Annotated in this window: 9 protein-coding genes; 4 read left to right on the plus strand and 5 right to left on the minus strand. The window is 66.6% G+C overall.

Annotation, left to right across the window (positions count from 1 at the left end; translation table 11 throughout):
• Positions 1-121 precede the first annotated feature (121 nt).
• From GSQ76_RS04225 to GSQ76_RS04240, 4 genes are read left to right on the plus strand one after another with little or no spacing between them, the layout of a single operon-like run.
• Positions 122-1,369, plus strand: a complete 1,248-nt coding sequence (locus GSQ76_RS04225) for an efflux RND transporter periplasmic adaptor subunit (RefSeq protein WP_158742651.1) — start codon at positions 122-124, stop codon at positions 1,367-1,369.
• Entirely contained in the window at positions 1,366-4,485 is a 3,120-nt protein-coding gene (locus GSQ76_RS04230) for a multidrug efflux RND transporter permease subunit (protein WP_158742652.1), read from the plus strand. The genes GSQ76_RS04225 and GSQ76_RS04230 overlap by 4 nt, the downstream gene beginning before the upstream one ends.
• Complete coding sequence (locus GSQ76_RS04235; RefSeq protein WP_158742653.1) at positions 4,482-7,748, plus strand: efflux RND transporter permease subunit; 3,267 nt, start codon at positions 4,482-4,484, stop codon at positions 7,746-7,748. The genes GSQ76_RS04230 and GSQ76_RS04235 overlap by 4 nt, the downstream gene beginning before the upstream one ends.
• Positions 7,745-9,265, plus strand: coding sequence for an efflux transporter outer membrane subunit (locus tag GSQ76_RS04240; protein ID WP_158742654.1), 1,521 nt, complete (start codon positions 7,745-7,747; stop codon positions 9,263-9,265). Before GSQ76_RS04235 ends, GSQ76_RS04240 begins: the two co-directional genes overlap by 4 nt.
• On the opposite strand, the gene GSQ76_RS04245 is transcribed toward GSQ76_RS04240, so the two are convergent.
• The 5 genes from GSQ76_RS04245 to GSQ76_RS04265 form a co-directional block, all read right to left on the minus strand.
• The gene (locus GSQ76_RS04245) at positions 9,262-10,467 is read right to left on the minus strand and encodes an MFS transporter (protein WP_158742655.1); all 1,206 of its coding nucleotides are present in this window, start codon (positions 10,465-10,467) and stop codon (positions 9,262-9,264) included. The genes GSQ76_RS04240 and GSQ76_RS04245 overlap by 4 nt on opposite strands.
• 36 nt (positions 10,468-10,503) lie before the next feature.
• Entirely contained in the window at positions 10,504-12,663 is a 2,160-nt protein-coding gene (locus GSQ76_RS04250; RefSeq protein WP_158742656.1) for a hybrid sensor histidine kinase/response regulator, read from the minus strand.
• A gap of 63 nt (positions 12,664-12,726) precedes the next feature.
• Complete coding sequence (locus GSQ76_RS04255) at positions 12,727-13,866, minus strand: alpha-D-ribose 1-methylphosphonate 5-triphosphate diphosphatase (RefSeq protein WP_158742657.1); 1,140 nt, start codon at positions 13,864-13,866, stop codon at positions 12,727-12,729.
• A gap of 2 nt (positions 13,867-13,868) precedes the next feature.
• Positions 13,869-14,966: an alpha/beta hydrolase gene (locus tag GSQ76_RS04260; RefSeq protein WP_158742658.1), complete on the minus strand. Its 1,098-nt coding sequence runs from the start codon at positions 14,964-14,966 to the stop codon at positions 13,869-13,871.
• Positions 14,963-18,860: alpha-2-macroglobulin (locus tag GSQ76_RS04265; RefSeq protein WP_158742659.1), on the minus strand; the 3,898-nt coding region annotated here is incomplete at its 5' end. The genes GSQ76_RS04265 and GSQ76_RS04260, both read right to left, overlap by 4 nt.

Raw genomic sequence — 18,860 nt, forward strand, 5'->3', positions numbered from 1 at the left:
GTCATGTAACAAAAGGTATTGCAGTGCAGCAAAGCGGTTCACCGGGGTTTACGGATCGGCCTACCGGCTGCAGTTGCACACCGGGCGGGTGGCGTCACCGCCGTGGAGATGTTTGCAGACGATGAGCGACAAGACCGAACTCCGCCCACCGCCGGCTCGGACCGTCGCCCCATCGGGCCGCCACCGGCGCGGATGGATCGTACCGTTCATCGTGGTGCTGCTGCTGGCCGGGGCAGGCTACGCTGGGTGGCGGCTCTTCGGCGCCACGCCAAAGCCGGCCGCGCGGGCCGGGGCAGGGGCGCCACAATCGGTCGGTGTCGCCACCATTGCGACAGGCAATCTGGACGAGATCATGACCGGGCTGGGTGCGGTCACCCCCCTGGCCACCGTGACGGTGAAGAACCAGGTCAACGGCATCCTGCAGCAGCTCTCCTTCACCGAGGGCCAGATGGTGCATGCCGGCGACGTGCTGGCGCAGATCGATCCACGGCCCTACCAGGCTGCATTGGACCAGGCCCAGGGCACGCTGCTTCGCGACACGGCCCTGTTGGGCCAGGCCCGGGCCGACAACGTGCGGTTCCAGACGCTGAACCGGCAGGACAGCATCGCCCGGCAGCAGGCGGATGACCAAGTGTTCCTCATCAAGCAGGACGAGGGCCTGGTCGCCGCCGACAAGGGCGCGGTGCAAGCCGCCCAGGTGAACCTTGCCTACACCCGCATCACCGCCCCGGTGGATGGCCGGGTCGGCATTCGCCTGGTCGATGTCGGCAACTACGTGCAGACCACGGACACCGGCCTGTTCGTCGTCACGCAGCTTCAGCCGATCTCCGTCATCTTCACCCTGCCGGAGGATACGGTGGACCAGGTGCAGGCCCAGATGAACGCCGGCTCGCTGCAAGTGACGGCGTATGACCGTACCGACACCACCCTGCTGGCCACCGGCACGCTGGCCACGACGGACAACCAGATCGACAATACTACCGGCACCATCAAGCTGCGGGCGATGTTCCCGAATGACGATCGCAAGCTATTCCCGCAGCAATTCGTCAACGCCCATTTGCGCGTGCAGACGCTGACGAATGTCGTGCTCGCTCCCCAGGCTGCAGTGCAGCAGGGCGCTCCCGGCAGCTTCGTCTACCTGGTCAAGCCCGACAACACCGTCGGCATCCAGGTGGTGAAGACCGGCATCGCGCAGAATGGCAACATCCAGATCACCGACGGCCTGAAGGCGGGCGACAAGGTGGTGGTCGACGGGCTGGACCGCCTGCGCGACGGCGCCAAGATCAGCATCGCGCCACCGCCGGGCCAGGCGCCTGCCACCCCTGCCGCCCCCGCCGGCCGCCAACGCCGCGCGCCCTCCAACGGATGAGCCCCTCTCGTCCGTTCATCCTCCGGCCAGTCGGGACGACGCTGCTGATGGCGGCGATCCTGCTGGTCGGGATCATCGCCTATCGCTTCCTGCCGATCTCCGCCCTGCCGGAGGTCGATTACCCGACCATCCAGGTGCAAACCTTCTTCCCCGGCGCCAGTCCGGAGGTGATGACCACCTCCGTCACCGCGCCGTTGGAACGGCAGTTCGGTCAGATGCCGGGGCTGGGGCAGATGTCCTCCTTGTCCTCGGGCGGGGCGTCGGTCATCGCCCTGCAATTCACCCTCAGCCTCAGCCTGGATGTGGCCGAGCAGGAGGTGCAGGCCGCAATCAACGCCGCCACCAACCTGCTACCCTCCGACCTGCCGGCGCCGCCGATCTATAACAAGGTCAACCCGGCCGACACCCCCATCCTGACCCTGGCGCTCACCAGCAAGACGATGACGCTGACCCAGGTGGAAAACCTTGCCGACATCCGGCTGGCGCAGAAGATCAGCCAGCAACCCGGCGTTGGCCTGGTGTCGATCAGCGGCGGCAATCGTCCGGCTGTGCGCATCGTGGTGAACCCGCGCGCGATGTCTGCCTACGGCCTGGCGATCGACGACATCCGCACCATCATCGGCACACAGAACACCGATACGCCGAAGGGCAATTTCGACGGCCCGGCGCAAAGCACCACGATCAACGACAACGACCAGCTGACCGATGCCAGCCAGTACGGCGACCTGATCATCGCATACAAGAACGGCCGCCCGATCCATCTGCGCGACATCGCCACCGTGGTGAATGGGGCGGAAAACAACCAACTGGCCGCCTGGGCCAACCGCACCCCGGCCGTGATCCTGAACGTGCAGCGCCAACCCGGTTCGAACGTCATCGGCGTGGTCGACGGAATCAAGGCGCTGTTGCCCCGGTTGCAGGCCACCATGCCGGCCGCGGTCGACATCGCCGTGCTCAGCGACCGCACCACCACCATCCGCGCCTCCGTCTCGGATGTGGAGTTCGAGCTGGGGCTGGCCGTAGTGCTGGTCGTGCTTGTAATCTTCCTATTCCTGCGCAACCTGCCGGCAACGCTGATCCCATCGCTGTCGGTGCCGCTATCGCTGGTGGGCACGCTGGCGGCGATGTACCTGTTGGGCTTCAGCCTGGACAATCTGTCCCTGATGGCGCTGACCATCTCCACCGGCTTCGTAGTCGACGACGCCATCGTCATGATCGAGAACATCGCCCGCCATGTGGAGGCCGGGATGGGCCCGATGGAGGCGGCGTTGCAAGGCGCCGAGGAGATCGGCTTCACCATCATCTCGCTCACCGTCTCGCTGATCGCGGTGCTGATCCCGCTGCTGTTCATGGGCGACGTGGTCGGTCGGTTGTTCAACGAGTTCGCCGTCACCCTGTCCGTCACCATCATCTTGTCCGCCGTGGTATCGCTGACCCTGGTGCCGATGATGTGCGCTTTGCTGGTCAAGCACCGGCCCGAGAGCAGCCGCAACCGGCTGGATCTGATGGCGGAACGCGGCTTCGATCGATTGATCGCTGGCTATGGCCGCTGGCTCGGCTGGGTGCTGGACCACCAGGGGCTGACGCTGCTGGTCGCGGCGCTCACCCTGGCCGCGACGGTCGCGATGTATATCGTCATCCCCAAGGGGTTCTTTCCCGTTCAGGACACCGGCGTCATCCAGGGCATTTCCGAGGGGCCGCAAGATACCTCCTTCGTCGCCATGGCGAGGCGGCAGCAGGCGCTGGCCGACATCATCCTGAAGGACCCGGCGGTCGAAAGCCTGTCCTCCTTCATCGGCGTGGACGGCACCAACACGACGCTGAACGCCGGGCGCTTCCAGATCAACCTGAAACCGAAGGACGAGCGGGGGCTGAACGCCACGGCCGTCATCGCACGATTGCAGGACAGCCTGCAGGGCGTGCCCGGCGTCAGCGTCGCGATGCAGCCGGTGCAGGATCTGTCGGTCGATTCCACCGTCAGCCGCGCGCAATACCATTTCTTTCTGGAAAACCCCGACGCCACGCTGTTCACCGAATGGGTGCCGAAGCTGGTGGAACGGCTGTCGCAATCGCCGGAATTTTCCGACGTCACCAGCGACATGAACACCAACGGCCGCGCGCTGGACATGGTGATCGACCGCCCCACGGCAGCACGGTTCGGCATTACCCCGGCCACGATCGACAACGCGCTGTACGACGCGTTCGGCCAACGCATCATCTCCACCCTGTACACCCAGTCCAGCCAGTATCGCGTCATCATGCAGGCGGACGTGACGGACGCGCAAAGCCTGGAGCGTGCGCTGGGCGCGATCTATCTGCCCTCAGCCACTGCAACCGCCGGGCAGGTACCGCTGGCGGCGATGGTGCATGTATCCACCCGCAGCAATGCGTTGCAGGTGGAACATCTGGGCCAATTCCCGGCCGTATCGATCTCGTTCAACCTGGCACCGGGTGCGTCGCTAGGCGCGGCGAGCACGGACATCACGCAGGCGCAGAAGGACATCGCCCTTCCCGACAGCTTCAGCACTGCCAACCAGGGCGCGCTGTCGGCATTCCAGTCCTCCCTGTCCAACGAGTTGCTGCTGGTGCTGGCGGCGCTGGTCGCGGTCTACGTCGTGCTGGGCGTCCTATACGAAAGCTTCATCCATCCGCTGACCATCCTGTCCACCCTGCCATCCGCCGGCGTGGGCGCGTTGCTGGCGCTGTATTTCACCGGCAACGACCTCGACATCATCGGGATCATCGGCATCATCCTGCTGATCGGCATCGTGAAAAAGAACGCCATCATGATGATCGACTTCGCCCTCGCGGCGGAGCGGGAGGAGCATAAGCCCCCGCGCGAGGCGATCTACCAGGCCTGCCTCTTGCGTTTCCGGCCGATCCTGATGACCACGATGGCCGCCCTGCTCGGCGCCCTGCCGCTCATGCTGGGTAGCGGGTCCGGCTCCGAACTACGCCGCCCCCTGGGCATCGCCATCGTCGGCGGCCTGCTGTTCAGCCAGGTGCTGACGCTGTTCACCACGCCGGTGATCTACCTCGCCTTCGATAAGCTCGCGATCCGCCTGACCGGCCGCCGGCCGAACCTGGACACGGGAGAGGCGGCGCCCGTCGAATGAACATCTCCGCCCCGTTCATCAACCGCCCCATCGCCACCACGCTGCTGACCCTGGCGATCCTGGCGGCGGGCGCGCTGGCCTATTTCCAACTACCCGTCGCATCCCTGCCGGAAGTCGATTTCCCCACCATCTCCGTCAGCGCGCAGTTGCCCGGCGCCGATCCGGAAACCGTCGCCACCAGCCTCGTCGGCCCGCTGGAGCGACATCTGGGCCAGATTGCCGACGTGACGGAGATGACGTCGCAAAGCCAGGTGGGGCAGGGGCGCATCACCCTGCAATTCAGCCTGGACCGCGACATCAACGGCGCCGCCCGCGACGTGCAGGCCGCCATCAACGCCGCTCGCGTCGACCTTCCGACCAATCTTTTATCCAACCCCACCTATCGTAAGCTGAACCCGGCGGACGCGCCGATCCTCATCATCTCGCTCACGTCCGACACGCTCACCCGCGGCCAAATCTACGACGCGGCCAGCACGGTGCTGCAGCAGCAACTATCGCAGCTTTCCGGTGTGGGGCAGGTGCTGATCAATGGTGCCGCGCTGCCGGCGGTCCGGGTCGAGCTACAGCCGCAAGCCTTGTTCAAATACGGCATCGGGCTGGAGGACGTGCGCGCCACGCTCGCCTCCGCCAACGCCAACAGCCCAAAGGGCATCGTGGAACTCGGCGATCAGCGTCTGCAGATCTACACCAACGACCAGGCCAGCCACGCCGCCGACTACCAGCCGCTGATCATCGCCTATCGCAATGGCAAGGCCATCCACCTGACCGACGTCGCCACCATCGAGGACAGCGTGCAGGACCTGCGCAACCTCGGCCTGGCGAACGGCAAGCCCGCCGTGCTGGTGATCGTGTTCAAGCAACCCGGCGCCAACGTCATCAGCACGGTGGACGCCATCAAGGGCGAGGTGCCGAAGCTGCAGGCCGCCCTGCCGCATAACGTCCAACTCACCTTCGCCTCCGACAGCACGACGAGTATCCGCGCCTCCCTCGACGATACCGAGATCACGCTGCTGATCGCGGTAGTGCTGGTCGCCGTGGTGGTGTGGCTGTTCCTCCGCAACTGGTCTGCCACGCTCATCCCCATGGTCGCGGTCCCCGTCTCCGTCATCGGCACGTTCGGGGCGATGTATCTGCTGGGCTTCAGCCTGGACAACCTGTCGCTGATGGCGCTGACCATCTCCACCGGGTTCGTCGTCGACGATGCCATCGTGGTGCTGGAAAACATCTCCCGTCATATGGAGGATGGGATGCCCCGCCTGCAGGCCGCGTTGCGCGGTGCGCAGGAGGTGGGGTTCACCATCATCTCCATCACCGTGTCCCTGATCGCGGTGTTCCTGCCGATCCTGCTGATGGGCGGCATCGTCGGCCGGCTATTTCGTGAATTCGCCTTGACCCTGTCGCTCGCCATCGTGGTGTCGCTGTTGATCTCGTTGACCACGACCCCGATGCTGTGCGCGCTGTTCCTAAAGCCGAGCCCGCCGGTGCTACCCAGTTCCAAGCGCCGCCGCAGCTTTGGCGAGCGGGCGCAGGCCTTCTACGGCCGCACCCTGGTCTGGACGCTGGACCATAATTGGCTGGTGCTGATGGTGGTGGCGGTGACCATCGCCTTGAACGTGATGCTGCTGATTGCCATCCCAAAGGGCTTCTTCCCGACCCAGGATACCGGGCGGCTGATCGGCAATTTGCAGGCGGACCAAAGCATCTCCTTCCAGTCGATGAGCCAGAAGCTGACGCAGATGATGGCCATCGTGCAGAAGGACCCGGCGGTGCTGAACGTCGTGGGCTCCACCGGCGCCGGCGGTGGCGGCGGCGCATCCGCCACCAACACGGGCAGCGTGTTCGTGGCGCTGAAGCCCAAGAGTGACCGCGACGACCTGGACACCATCCTGTCGCGGCTGCGGCGGGAATTGTCGGTGGTGCCGGGTGGCCGTCTATTCCTGGTGCCGGCGCAGGACATCCGCGTCGGCGGCCGGCAAACCAATGCCGCCTACCAATACACCCTGTCCGCCGACAACGTCTCGGAAGTGTCGGAATGGGCGCCGAAATTGCTCGCCGCCCTGCAACGCAACCCGGCGCTGACGGACGTCAACTCCGACCAGCAGGAGGCCGGGTTGGAATCGCTGGTGCAGATCGATCGGGCCACGGCATCCCGCCTGGGCATCACCGCAAGCCAAATCGACAACACGCTGTACGACGCATTCGGCCAGCGCGCCGTGTCCACCATCTACAACGCGCTGAACCAGTACCATGTGGTGATGGAGATCGCGCCCGAATACCTGCAGGACCCGGCAGTGCTCGACCAGATCTGGGTCAGCACCTCCGGCGGCACGGCCACGGGCACCTCCACCACCAACGCGCCTTCCGGCACCGTCACTGGCGCAGGCACGGCGGCCGCCTCGGCGAACGGGATCAACAACTCCCAGCGCAACGCGGCGCAGAATGCGATTGCCACCAGCGGCAGCGGCAGTGCCTCCAGTGGCGCCGCCGTCAGCACCGGGGTGGAAACGATGGTGCCGCTATCCGCGATCGCGCATTTCGGCACCGGGCACACGGCACTGTCGGTGAACCATCAAAGCCAGTTCGTCTCCACCACCATCTCGTTCAACCTGGCGCCGGGTCACTCGCTATCCGACGCCAGCGCCGCGATCGACAAGGCGGTCCAGGACATCAAGATGCCCGCCGACATCGTGGGCGGCTTCGCAGGCACCGCGCAGGTGTTTCAGCAATCGCTGAATAGCGAGGTTCTGTTGGTCGGCGCGGCATTGCTAGCGGTCTACATCGTGCTGGGCGTGCTGTACGAAAGCTTCGTCCATCCCATTACCATCCTGTCCACCCTGCCATCCGCCGGCATCGGCGCGGTGCTGGCGCTGATGCTGCTGAACACCGAATTCTCCCTCATCGCCGTCATCGGGGTGATTCTCCTGATCGGCATCGTCAAGAAGAACGCCATCCTGATGATCGACTTCGCGTTGAATGCCGAACGGACGGAAGGCGCCTCCAGCCGCGATGCGATTTTCGAAGCCTGCATGATGCGTCTACGCCCCATCACCATGACCACCTGCGCCGCCCTGTTGGGCGCATTGCCGCTCGCATTGGCCTATGGCAACGGCGCGGAATTGCGCCGGCCGCTCGGCATCTCCATCGTCGGCGGGTTGATCGTGAGCCAGGTGCTGACGCTGTACACCACCCCCTCCATCTACATGCTGATGGACCGGTTGCGCCTACGCCGCCGCCCCGCACCGGCATTAGGAGCAGCCGAATGAAGCCCGCCGTCGCTTTGGCCCTCCTGCTCGGCGCCTGCTCGGTCGGTCCCGATTACAAGGTGCCTTCCACCCCCGGCCTCACCGCCGCGTTCAAGGAGGCGCCGTTAGGCTGGACGCTGGCGCAGCCGCAGGATGCCGCGCCAAAGGGCGAGTGGTGGAGCATCTATCACGACCCGTTGCTGGACCGGCTGGAACGCTCGGTCGCGGTCAACAACCAGAACGTCAAACAATTCGAAGCGCAGTACCGTGAGGCGCAGGCCACGGTCGACGTCGCGCGGTCCGCCCTATTCCCGACGATCAACGGCACAGCCAGCGCCACGCGGTCCTCCCGCGGCCGTACGTCGTCCGGCGGCACGTCGACCACAGGCAGCGTGCTGAGCAACACCGGCAGCACCGTCACCACTGGCAGCACTGGAACGACCAGTAGCAGCAGCGGCACTACCAACAACATCTACACGCTGGAGGGGACGCTCGACTGGGATCTGGACGTGTGGGGCCGCATCCGCCGCCAGATCGAAAGCGACGTCGCGGCCGCCCAGCTCAGCGCGGCAGACCTGGCGAATGCGACGCTTTCGGCCCAGGCCACGCTCGCCACCGACTACTTCGAATTGCGCTACGAGGATGCGCTGGCCAAGCTGCTGACCGATACGGTCGCCGCCTATACCGACGCACTGCGCATCACGCAAAACCAGTACAATGCCGGCACCGCCAGTGCGGCGGACACCTCCGCGGCGCAAACCCAGTTGGACACTACACGCGCGGAATTAGTGGCCGTGGGCGTGCTGCGCAGCCAGTACGAACACGCCATCGCCGTGCTGACGGGTGTGGCACCCGCCGAACTCACTATCCAACCCGGTGCACTCACCGCCGACGCGCCCACCGCACCCGGCGTCGTTCCCACCACCCTATTGCAGCGCCGCCCCGACATCGCCGCTGCCGAACGTGCGATGCAGCAGCAGAACGCGTTGATCGGTGTGCAGGTCGCTGCCTTCTACCCCGACATCAGCCTGTCCTCGCTTTATGGCTATTCCGGCAACCCCATCGGCTCGCTGATCCAGATGGGCAACCGCGTCTGGTCGCTCGGTGCGGCCGCCACCGAAACTCTGTTCGAGGGCGGGCTGCGCAATTCCGAGGTCGCCGCCGCCCGCGCCGCCTACGACGCCAGTGTCGCGACCTATCGCCAAACCGTGTTGACGGCGTTCCAGCAAGTGGAGGACGAGCTATCCGCCCTGCGCATCCTGGAACAACAGGCCGCCGCCACCGCCGCCGCCGTGCGATCCGCCCAGCGCTCGCTGCAGATCGCGCTCAACACCTACCGCGCCGGTACGCAGCCCTACACCAGCGTCGTCACGCAGCAGACCGCGTTGCTGGGCAATCAGCAGACCTCATTGCAGGTCCAGGAACAACGAATGATCGCCAGCGTGACGCTGGTCCAGGCTTTGGGCGGCGGGTTCACCACCGGCAATCTGCCAACCAAGGGCGCTTTGCAGACGGGATTGCCGTTCCTGAAATACTAGCTGAGCTTATCGATATCCCGCAGCGCCGGGAACAGTTTCATCCACAGCAGCGCCACACCGATCGTGGCAACGCCCCCCAGTAGCGTTGCAGGCACCGTGCCCAGCAGCGCGGCGGTCGTGCCCGACTCGAATTCGCCCAATTGGTTGGATGTGCCGATGAACAGCATGTTCACCGCGCTCACCCGGCCGCGCATCGCGTCCGGCGTGCGCATCTGGACGAGGGCGAAGCGCACCACGACACTCACCACGTCCGCCCCACCCAGCACGACCAGCGCTACGACGGAGACGGGGATAGACCGGGAGACCGCGAACACGATCGTCGCCAGGCCAAACACCATGACGGCGCCGAACATCAGATGGCCGGCGCGACGCCGTATTGGCCGCCGGGCCAGCAGGATCGACATCGTCAGCGCACCCACCGCCGGCGCTGCCCGCAACAGGCCCAGCCCCCACGGACCAGTGTGCAGAATATCGCGCGCGTAAATCGGCAGCAGTGCCGTCGCACCGCCCAGCAGCACCGCGAACAAATCCAGCGAAACGGCGCCCAGCACGGCCGGGTGCGTCCAGATGAAAGTAATGCCGGATAGGACGGACCGAATTGTCGCAGGCTCCCGCGCGGGTACCGGCCGGTCGACCCGGATCAGCAGCACGGCGGTCGAGGCCAGACAGAACAGGGCGGCGGCGAGCGCAAACGGCACCGGTGCCCCGATGGCATACATCACGCCGCCAAACGCCGGGCCCAGGATCGTCGCCGTCTGATTGGCGGAGGCGGACCAGGCGCTCGCCTGCTGCAATCGCTCGATCGGCACCAGGCCCGGCATCAAGGCCGACAGCGTCGGCGACTCAAACGCGCGGGCTGCGCCGATCAGCGTCACCACGCCAAAAATACCGTTCGCGCCCAACCAGCCAGTCGCCGTCCCCACTGCCAGGAACAGGCTGGTGCAAACCTCCACCACCTGGCAGATCGCCACGATGCGCCGCCGGTCGTAACGGTCCGCTACGTGCCCGACTGCGAGCGTCAGCAGTAGGATTGGCAGGAATTGCGCCAGCCCAACCAGCCCCAAATCGAACGCGCTGCCGGTGAGGGCGTAAATCTGCCACCCGATCGCCACCGACTGCATTTGAAAAGCGAAGCTGCTGCAAGCCCGCGCCGACAAGAACAGCGCGAAGGGTTTGTGGTGCAGAAGGGATTGCGAAGACACGCCCCCTCATGCGGGAGAACACGCGCGCTGTCGAGGCTATCCGTGCAACACTTGGCGCAACGAACGCGCCAATGTTTCGCGGTTGTAAGGCTTCGTCAGCAGGGGGATCTCCGGCGTGTCCTGCATCCCCGCGTCGGCCGAATACCCCGATGTCAGCAGCACCTTCAGTCCCGGCCGAAGCCGCGTCGCCGCGACGGATAATTGCAGTCCGGTCATGCCACCAGGCATCACCACGTCGGAGAACAGGATGTCCACCCGGTCCGACCCGCGCAGTTGCACCAGCGCATCCTGCGCGGTGGCCGCCGTGCGGATGATGTAGCCCAGTTCGGCCAAGCTCTCGACGACCAGGTCGCGCAGGGCGTCCTCATCTTCGACCACCAGCACCACCGCCCCTTTGGGCGCCGTGGCATCGACCTGTGGCGCCGGCATGACGTGCTCCAGTGCGGTCGCGGAGCGCGGCAGCAGCAATTTGACCGCCGTCCCGCGACCGGGTGCGGTCAGGATGCGCACGTCACCACCGGCTTGTTTGGCGAAACCATAAACCTGGCTCAGCCCCAATCCGGTGCCTTTGCCGATTTCCTTGGTGGTGAAAAATGGCTCGAACGCCTTGGCGGCGGTCGCCGGGTCCATCCCGCTGCCGTTATCGGCAACCACGATCCGCACATAGGCACCCGGCGGCAGATCCGGATTTTCCGACGGTGCCTGCGCGACGTTGCGGGTCGCAATGCGGATCGTGCCGCCATTCGGCATCGCGTCCCGCGCATTGCCCACCAGGTTCAGGATCGCGGCCTCGAAATGTCCGGGGTCAAGCTGCACCGGGTCCAATTGCGGCGCCAGGCTGTAGACGACTTTCACCGCCTCGCTGGCCGCACGCTCCAGCAATTGCCGGAAATCCAGCAGCAGCGCGTTCAAATCGACGGTTTCCGGATGCACCAACTGCCTGCGCGAAAATGTCAGCAATTGCTGCGTCACCTTGCCGCCATGCTGCGCCGCCTGAATGATTTGGCTGGCCAGCCGCCGCACCCGCGCCGGGTCGTCGGCACGATTGGCCAGCAATTCCGCACTGCCGAGAATGACGGTCAGCAGATTGTTGAAGTCGTGTGCCACGCCGCCGGTCATCTGGCCGACCGCTTCCAACCGCTGCGACCGTAGCAGCGCAGCCTCCGCCCGCTCGCGCCGCTGCATTTCCTGGTGCGCGTGGTCCAGCGCCGCCATCTCCCGCCGGGTGCGCACCAGCGCCGTCCAGGTGACCGCGAACAGCGCCACCGTGACGGGCAGGCCGAACACCAGGTGGCTCATCATCCGCCGGCGCCACAACGCCATGATGCTGGCCTGGCTGCGCCCGGCGACGACATACAGTGGGTAGCCCTGCACCCGGCGATAGGCATAGACCCGCTGCGGTGCTGCCGGGTCGATGATCGAGCGGGTTTGGAACAGCCCGGCATCCGGGTTGGACTGGATGGCGGCGAAGAACGGGGTGCCAACCTTGATCTGCGGCGGCTCGCCGGGGATCGGCGGGTATCGCACCAGGATCTGGCCATCGTCGCGCACCAGCGTCAGCACCTTGCCCGCGGTGCCATCTTGGCTTTCACCGACCAGGGCGCCGTAGAAATCCTCGAAATAGCTGGGGGACACGGCGACGTCGATCACGCCCTTCAACGCGCCGGCCGCATCCTTCCAGGGCTGCGCCAGGCCGAAGAATAATTGCCGGTTCACGTCGCCGACCTGCAGCCCGCTGATGTAGGTGCCGGGAAAGCCCTCCAACACCGCACGGAAATAGTCGCGCGGTCGAAGATCGACGTGGCGTGGCACTGGGAAGGTGCCGGCACTCGCCAGCGGCGTGCCATCGATGCCTGCCACCATCACGCTCTGAACCTGCGGTAACTTGCCCACGATCATGCCGAACGCGTCGTGGAAGTGCTTTTCCCCGGCAGCGATCGCCGATGCGTCCAACCCGCGCACCAGATCGTTGACGCGATCGGCGACCTGGGACTCCCCCTCGAAAATCTTCGCGGCCTGTTCGCGCGCGACTTCGCTGGTGCGCAGCAAGTCCCGCTCGGCATCCGTGATGGCGGATTTGTAGTTCAGCCAGGCGGCGATCCCGAACAGCAGGATGGGGATGGCCACGCACGCGACGAGCAGCAGCTTCAGCAGGCCGATCGCGCTACGGCTGGCTGCGGGCGACCTTGTCAGCACGGCGGGAAGGGTCCCATCGCGCCACCATGTCGCGTTGCGGGGGGCGGCGTCCAGATGTGGGCCTTATCGCAGGCGACGATGCGCCTCGGCCGTAGCCGCGGCGATACGGCCATTGGCGATGGTTGCCACCACCTGGGGGATCGGACCCGGGTCCACCAGCACGATGTCGGCCCGCTTGCCCGGCGCCAACACGCCGCGGTCGGTCAGCCCCGCCGCCTGCGCCGGGTTGGTGGACACCAGCGCCCACGCCGTCGCCAGGTCCAGCACGCCGCGCCCGGCCAGCACGAACGGCGCTTGGGACAGCGCCGGGTAATAATAATCGCTCGTGAGGATGCGGCAGATCCCCGCCTCCGCCATGGTCGCCGCGGATGCCCAGCCAAGATGGGATCCGCCCCGCACCACATTGGGGCTGCCCATCGCCACCCAGTCGCCAGCGGCGACGGCGGCGCGCGCGACCTCCTCCGCCATCGGGAATTCGCAGATGCGGGCGCCGAGAGTGCGGAACGCGTCCCGCACCGGCAGGGTATCGTCGTCATGGCTTGCCATGGGCAGGCCGGCCGCGTGGGCTGCGGCGGCGATGCGCTGCTGCGCCTCCGGCACCTCCGTCGCGCGGGCAGCCACCATCGTGGTCAGCGCGCGAAATGCGTCCACCGTCATGCCAGCGCGATCGCTGTATTTCGCGGCCGTCACCGGGTCTGCCGTCCTGCGGACGATCGCCGGGGTATGGTCGTTGAAGGCCAGCAGATGCACCCGCCCGGCGGCAATATCGGCGATCGCCATGTCCAACGCGTCCAGATTGAACGCCTCCCACCGTAGATGCACCCGCATGTCGCACACCCGGCGCGGCCAGCTGGCATCCAGCGCGTTCAGCAGCGCGGTCCAGGTGGCGACACCGCGCAGCCCCGGTTCCCACGACAGCGTAATGCCGTGATAGGCGGTGGTGATGCCGTTGGCGAGCAACTGTGTTTCGGTTTCGGCGAGCGCCAGATCCATGGGGAAATCCACGCCGGGCCGGGGCTGAATCTGCCGCTCGAACGCGTCGCCGTGCAGGTCGATGATGCCGGGCAGCACCAGCAGGCCGCTCGCATCGATGCTTCGCCGGGCCGCGGCTGGCGTGTCGATGACGCCGTCATGCACGCCGATCTCACCCTCGACGAGCGCCCCATCGATCAGAACCTGCCCGCCGTCGATACGAAGATCCATGCTCACTCGCCTGTCATGAGGAACCGGTAGAGCAGGTCCACCACCTGCTCCGGCTGTTCCTGTTGCACCCAATGCCCGGCCCCGGGAACCAGGTGCCAACCGGTCATACGCGAACAAGCCTCGGATTTCATCCGCTGCAATGCGCCATAGCTCTGATACGTGCCCCAGTCACTGGCCCCGGCAATGAACACGGCCGGCACGTCGATGGTGCGCCCGGCGAACAGTTCCAAATCGGCGTTCACGCCTTCGGTGCGGCAGCGATACCAATGCAGGCCGCCGCCGAAGCCGGTGCGTCCATATTCGGCGGCATAGACCGCCAGCTCAGCATCTGGCAGCCATTCGCAGGCGGCGATCTGGTCCGCGGTCGGCATATGGGCGGCGGCGGTTTTCGCCATGCCCTGTGCCAACGGCATCACGTAGTAATCGGGCAGCCGCGCCAGTTCGGTGGCAGCGCCAGACCGCAGTGGGCCGGGCATGTTGCCGGCCCAATCCGCGCTTTTGACGTGATAGTAGGCGCGCAGGAACGCATGCAGTCCCTGCGGTGGATGCCACATGTCCGGGTTCGCGTCCGGGCCGGAATAATACCACTGGTAATGCTTGCGCGGGGGATCCAGCCGGGCAAGTTCCCCCAATGCCGGGTTTGGCGTCGCTGGCCCGTGGCCGATCGCCGGCGGTCCAGCAAAGGGTGCGCTCATCAAGGCGACCCGGCGAAACACATCCGGCCGCACCAACGCGCACACCGCGGCGACAGAGGACCCGAAATCATGCCCGAACAGCCCGGCCACGGTTTTATGGCCCATCGCATCCACCAGCGAGACCACGTCCCGCGCCAGGTTCAGCAGCCGGAACGGGCGCAGATCCGTGTCGTACTCGCCACTCCACCCCGTGGTCTGCCCATAGCCTCGCTGGTCCGGCGCAATGACGTGGTAGCCGAACGCCGCCAGCGCCGGCATCACCTTGCGCCAGGAATACGCCAGCTCCGGAAAGCCGTGCAGTAGCACGACGGCGGGGTGCGCCGGGTCCCCGGCCTCCAGCACATGCATGTCCAACCCATTGATCCCCGGCACCATGCGGGACCGAATGCCGGCTGGAAGGTTCATGGCGACCGCTCCACCACCACCCGCGCGCCGGCCGTGCTGCCGGTCACGCCAAGCTGGTACAGCATCTCCGTCGTCGCGGGTGGCTCAGTAAAGCTACCCGGCGTGGTGGCACGCAGCCGCGTGCGCATCGTGTACGTGCCCGTGGCCAGCCGCAGCCACACCGCCACCACCTCGTCATCGCCATACGACGCATAGGACGGCGCCAGCGTCGGCCCTGCGGAGGGCTGCGCGTCCGCCGTGGCGGTGGCCAGCGCCGGGTTCAGCGGCTCCAACCCGGCGGGGAGCGGCAGCCGCATTGCCACCTGGGCGCGTTCCTCGGGGTTCACCAACTCGTCCACCTCCTCCACCACATCGCCGACGCTCAGATGGATTGCGCCATCCGACCCCGGCTCCAACGTCACCATCGGCGGCTGCACCGCGCCCTGCATCGGGGGCACCCGCATCAGCGTGCGCGCCAGCACGAAGCCATGTTGGTCCGCCCGGGCCTGTGCGCCAGGCTGCACCGGCACGTAGTCGGTTGCGGCCAGCGCCACGATACCCGGCGCGGCCTGCACCCGAACCGGCCCTGTCGCAGTCGTGCTGGCCTGCACCAATGGATGGTCGCGGTCCAGCGGTCCGGTCGTCGGCTTGTCCGGCATCGTCACAGTCGTTTGCACCGGCGTCACGGGCGACTGCCACGCAGCCGCCAGCGCCTGAAATGCGGCCGCCGTCGCATCGGTGCTACCCCAGCCCTGGCCCGTGGCCATCCCGATCAACGCCGTCCGCAGCACCGCCCCCCGCGGATCGTTCGGCGCAGCGATGGCGGCCGCCTGCGTCACCTGCGCCAGGCTACGCGCTTCCGATGGCAGGATCGCCGCCGTCGCCGGCTGGTCGCGCAGCCCTGCATAAACCGGCTTGCCATCGCGGCTCAGCAGATTCACCCGCTCCCACATTGCATCCAGCACACTGCCCAGCCGCCCACGATCGCTGGCGGGCAGGCGGCTCAGCACGGTCGCCAAATCCCCCAATGCCCCGCTGGAAAGCTGCGAAGCCCGTTGTGCCAGTTCGTTGGCATAATCGGCCGAAAGCTGGCCGCCATCGGCCAGCGCCAACAGGGCGGACACACGTTCGAACAACTCCACGCCGCGGATCAAATGCGGGTAGTCGCTGCGTAGCGCCGCCTGTAGCACCTTCGCCATCCGATCCGCCGTCGGCTTGTCCACCGGCAACCCGGCGCGCCCGGCCGCGACCAACACCCGATATGCCTGCGCCGTCAGCCATACCGAGCCGTCGGTGTGCGGGAAGAACGCCACCAGCCCATCATCATCCGTGCTCAGCTTCACCGACCCGATTGCCGCCGCCACATCAGCCGCCACCCGGCTGCGCAGCCCGGCCGCATCCATCAGCGGCGTGAAGGGCATCAGCGACAATTCCGCCCGCGCCAATGCGAGGCGCTGCGCCGTGCCGTCCACCGCCGGCCGGGTCAGGAATCCCGCAGCGCCAATCAGCCGCACCACCGCCGGGTCGCTGGCGAGGGTGACGGTGCGCAGGTAGCTGGCTGGCCGCGCCGGATCGGCCAGGGCAGGGATCGCCAGCGCCCCATTGGCCCCCGTCGCCAGCAGATCCCGCACGTGCACCACCGGCCGATCGGGCCGGATCGGCAGGTCGATCTGCACCGCGTCGCTCGCCTTGTCCGAACTGCGTTGCAGCAGGAACCGCACCCGCGCCATCGTCGTGCTGCCATTCGGCTCCGGCACGGTCACCGCGAAATCGGTGCGCGCCGGCCGTTGCCCGTCCCAACTGACGGGCACCTGCTTCGCTCCGCTCACCACCAGATCATCCACCGAGACCGCGGCGACGCCCGCCCCGCCGGAGCCCTCGACAATCCGCCCGATCAACCCGGCGGTAAAGGTATCGCCTGGCCGCACGAACCGGGGCAGCACCGCCTGCGCCACCAGGGGCTGACGGATCTTCATCTGCCCGGTGCCGAACCCAAACCGGTCCGGCCCGCTCACCGCCTTGGCCCGCAGCATGAACACCGTCAGCGTATCCGGCAGCTTCACATGCACCCGCGCCGTTCCGTCCGCGCCGAACTTAACCCGCGGCTCGTACAGCGGGACCGGCGTGAAGTTCTTGCGGACCGAGATGTTCTCCATCCCGAAATCCCCCGCCTCGTCGCCGCCCGGCGTTTCCTGCAACGGGATGACCCCGAACGCCATGTTGCGCGTATCCCGCGCCTGCATGATCGTTGGCCGGTTGACGATGAAGGCCGGCAGCGGATCCAGCGGCGCTTCTTTCGCCAGCGACAGCACCGCCTGGTCCACCATCCACACCGTCGCCTCCCCGGACACGGGGCGACCGCGCGCATCGGCCAGATGCAGCACCATGTCGAATTCCTGCGCCGGCCGAGCCTCCGCTGGTGCCTCGAACGACACGGTCACGCGGTTGTCGGTGGGGTTTACAATCACCCACTTGGTCGCCGCCAACGTGGTCGGCTTGCCCTGGTCGAACGGGCTGGTCGCCGTCACTGGCACCGCCAGACGGCCGCGCATCAGCAGGAAATGCACCGCCAGCCGCGGCATTTGCTGCTTGCGGATCGGCACGCTGTAGCGGCCGAAGCCATTGGTGATGTCGACCCAATCATACCGGAACCGCCCCTCCGGCTCCTCGACGATGGCCAGTGCACGCGCGGTCTGGAACGGGCTCTGGATCACCAGCGTCGCTGTCTCGCCCGGGTCGTAGCGGTCCTTGTCGGTGCTGACGGTGACAGTCTGCGCCGGCGGACGCTGCCAGGTGACGGGCGTGTTGCCGGCCATGAACAGATCGACCTTCACCGTCTGCGTGCGCCCGACCTTATCCGCCGCCGTCACCTCCACCAAGTAGACCCCGGCTTCATCCACGCCGAAATGCACTGGCTGAGCAGTCGCCCCGCTGGTCACTTTGCGTTCCGCCACGGTCTCGTCCAGCACTTGGGTCTGATACTTGGCCGTCCCCTGCGCGAAATCGCTCGCCTCCAGAACAGAGTTCCACTGCCGGTGGATCAGCTTGACGTTCATCGCCAGGCCGCTGACCTCGTGTCCCTCGCCATCCAACGCCACGATCTCCGGGTCCAGCGCGCCTAGCTTATCGACGTATCGCGGCACCTTCACGCCCAGCACGAACGGGGGCAGGGCGGTCACCCGCTGCACGCCGCGCACCTGCATGTCGTCATCCCCGGTGACGGTCGCCTCCACCAAATATTGCCGGGGCTGCGCCGTCGGCTCGATCGTCGGGTCCAATGTTAGTTGGGCGGAGCCACCGGCGTCCGTCTTCGCCTCCCGGCTCAGCACCGGGGTGGAGCGGAAAACGCTATCGCCCGAGAACCGGCTGTCGGACGAAAACAGGAACCCGTCCCGACCCGGCGGAGTCCACGCATACGGCGTCTGCGTCACCCGCCAGGTGATCGGCCGGTCCGACAACAGCCCGCCGGCAAAAAACCGCGCCAGCAGATCCACCGAGAACGGCGCATCCAACGGTGCGCGCTGCGGTCCGTTCAGCACGACCTCGAAGGTCGGCAGGCGATACGCCTCCTTCTTCACCGTCACGCTGCCGCAGGCATCACCATCCTTCGGCACGTACTGAATGGAATAATCGCCGGTCGCGTCGGTCTTCTGGTCGAACTTGACGTGGAAGCCGCCAATCTCGTCCAACTGCGCCGGCAGATGCCATTGCTGGTCGCCCGGGCCGGAAACCAGCACCTCGCCGCCGCCAGTCGCATAGGCCAGGCCGCCGCGATCGTAGCGCCGGATCATCCCGGCGATCAGGATCGGCTCCTCCGGCCGATAGATCGGGCGTTCGGTAAAGACGTGGCACAAGGTCTGCGGCGCCGGGCGACGGTCGCTGACATCGGCGGTCGTGAAAGCCAACCAGGACGTA

The sequence above is a fragment of the Acidisphaera sp. L21 genome (assembly GCF_009765685.1).
Taxonomy (GTDB): domain Bacteria; phylum Pseudomonadota; class Alphaproteobacteria; order Acetobacterales; family Acetobacteraceae; genus LMUY01.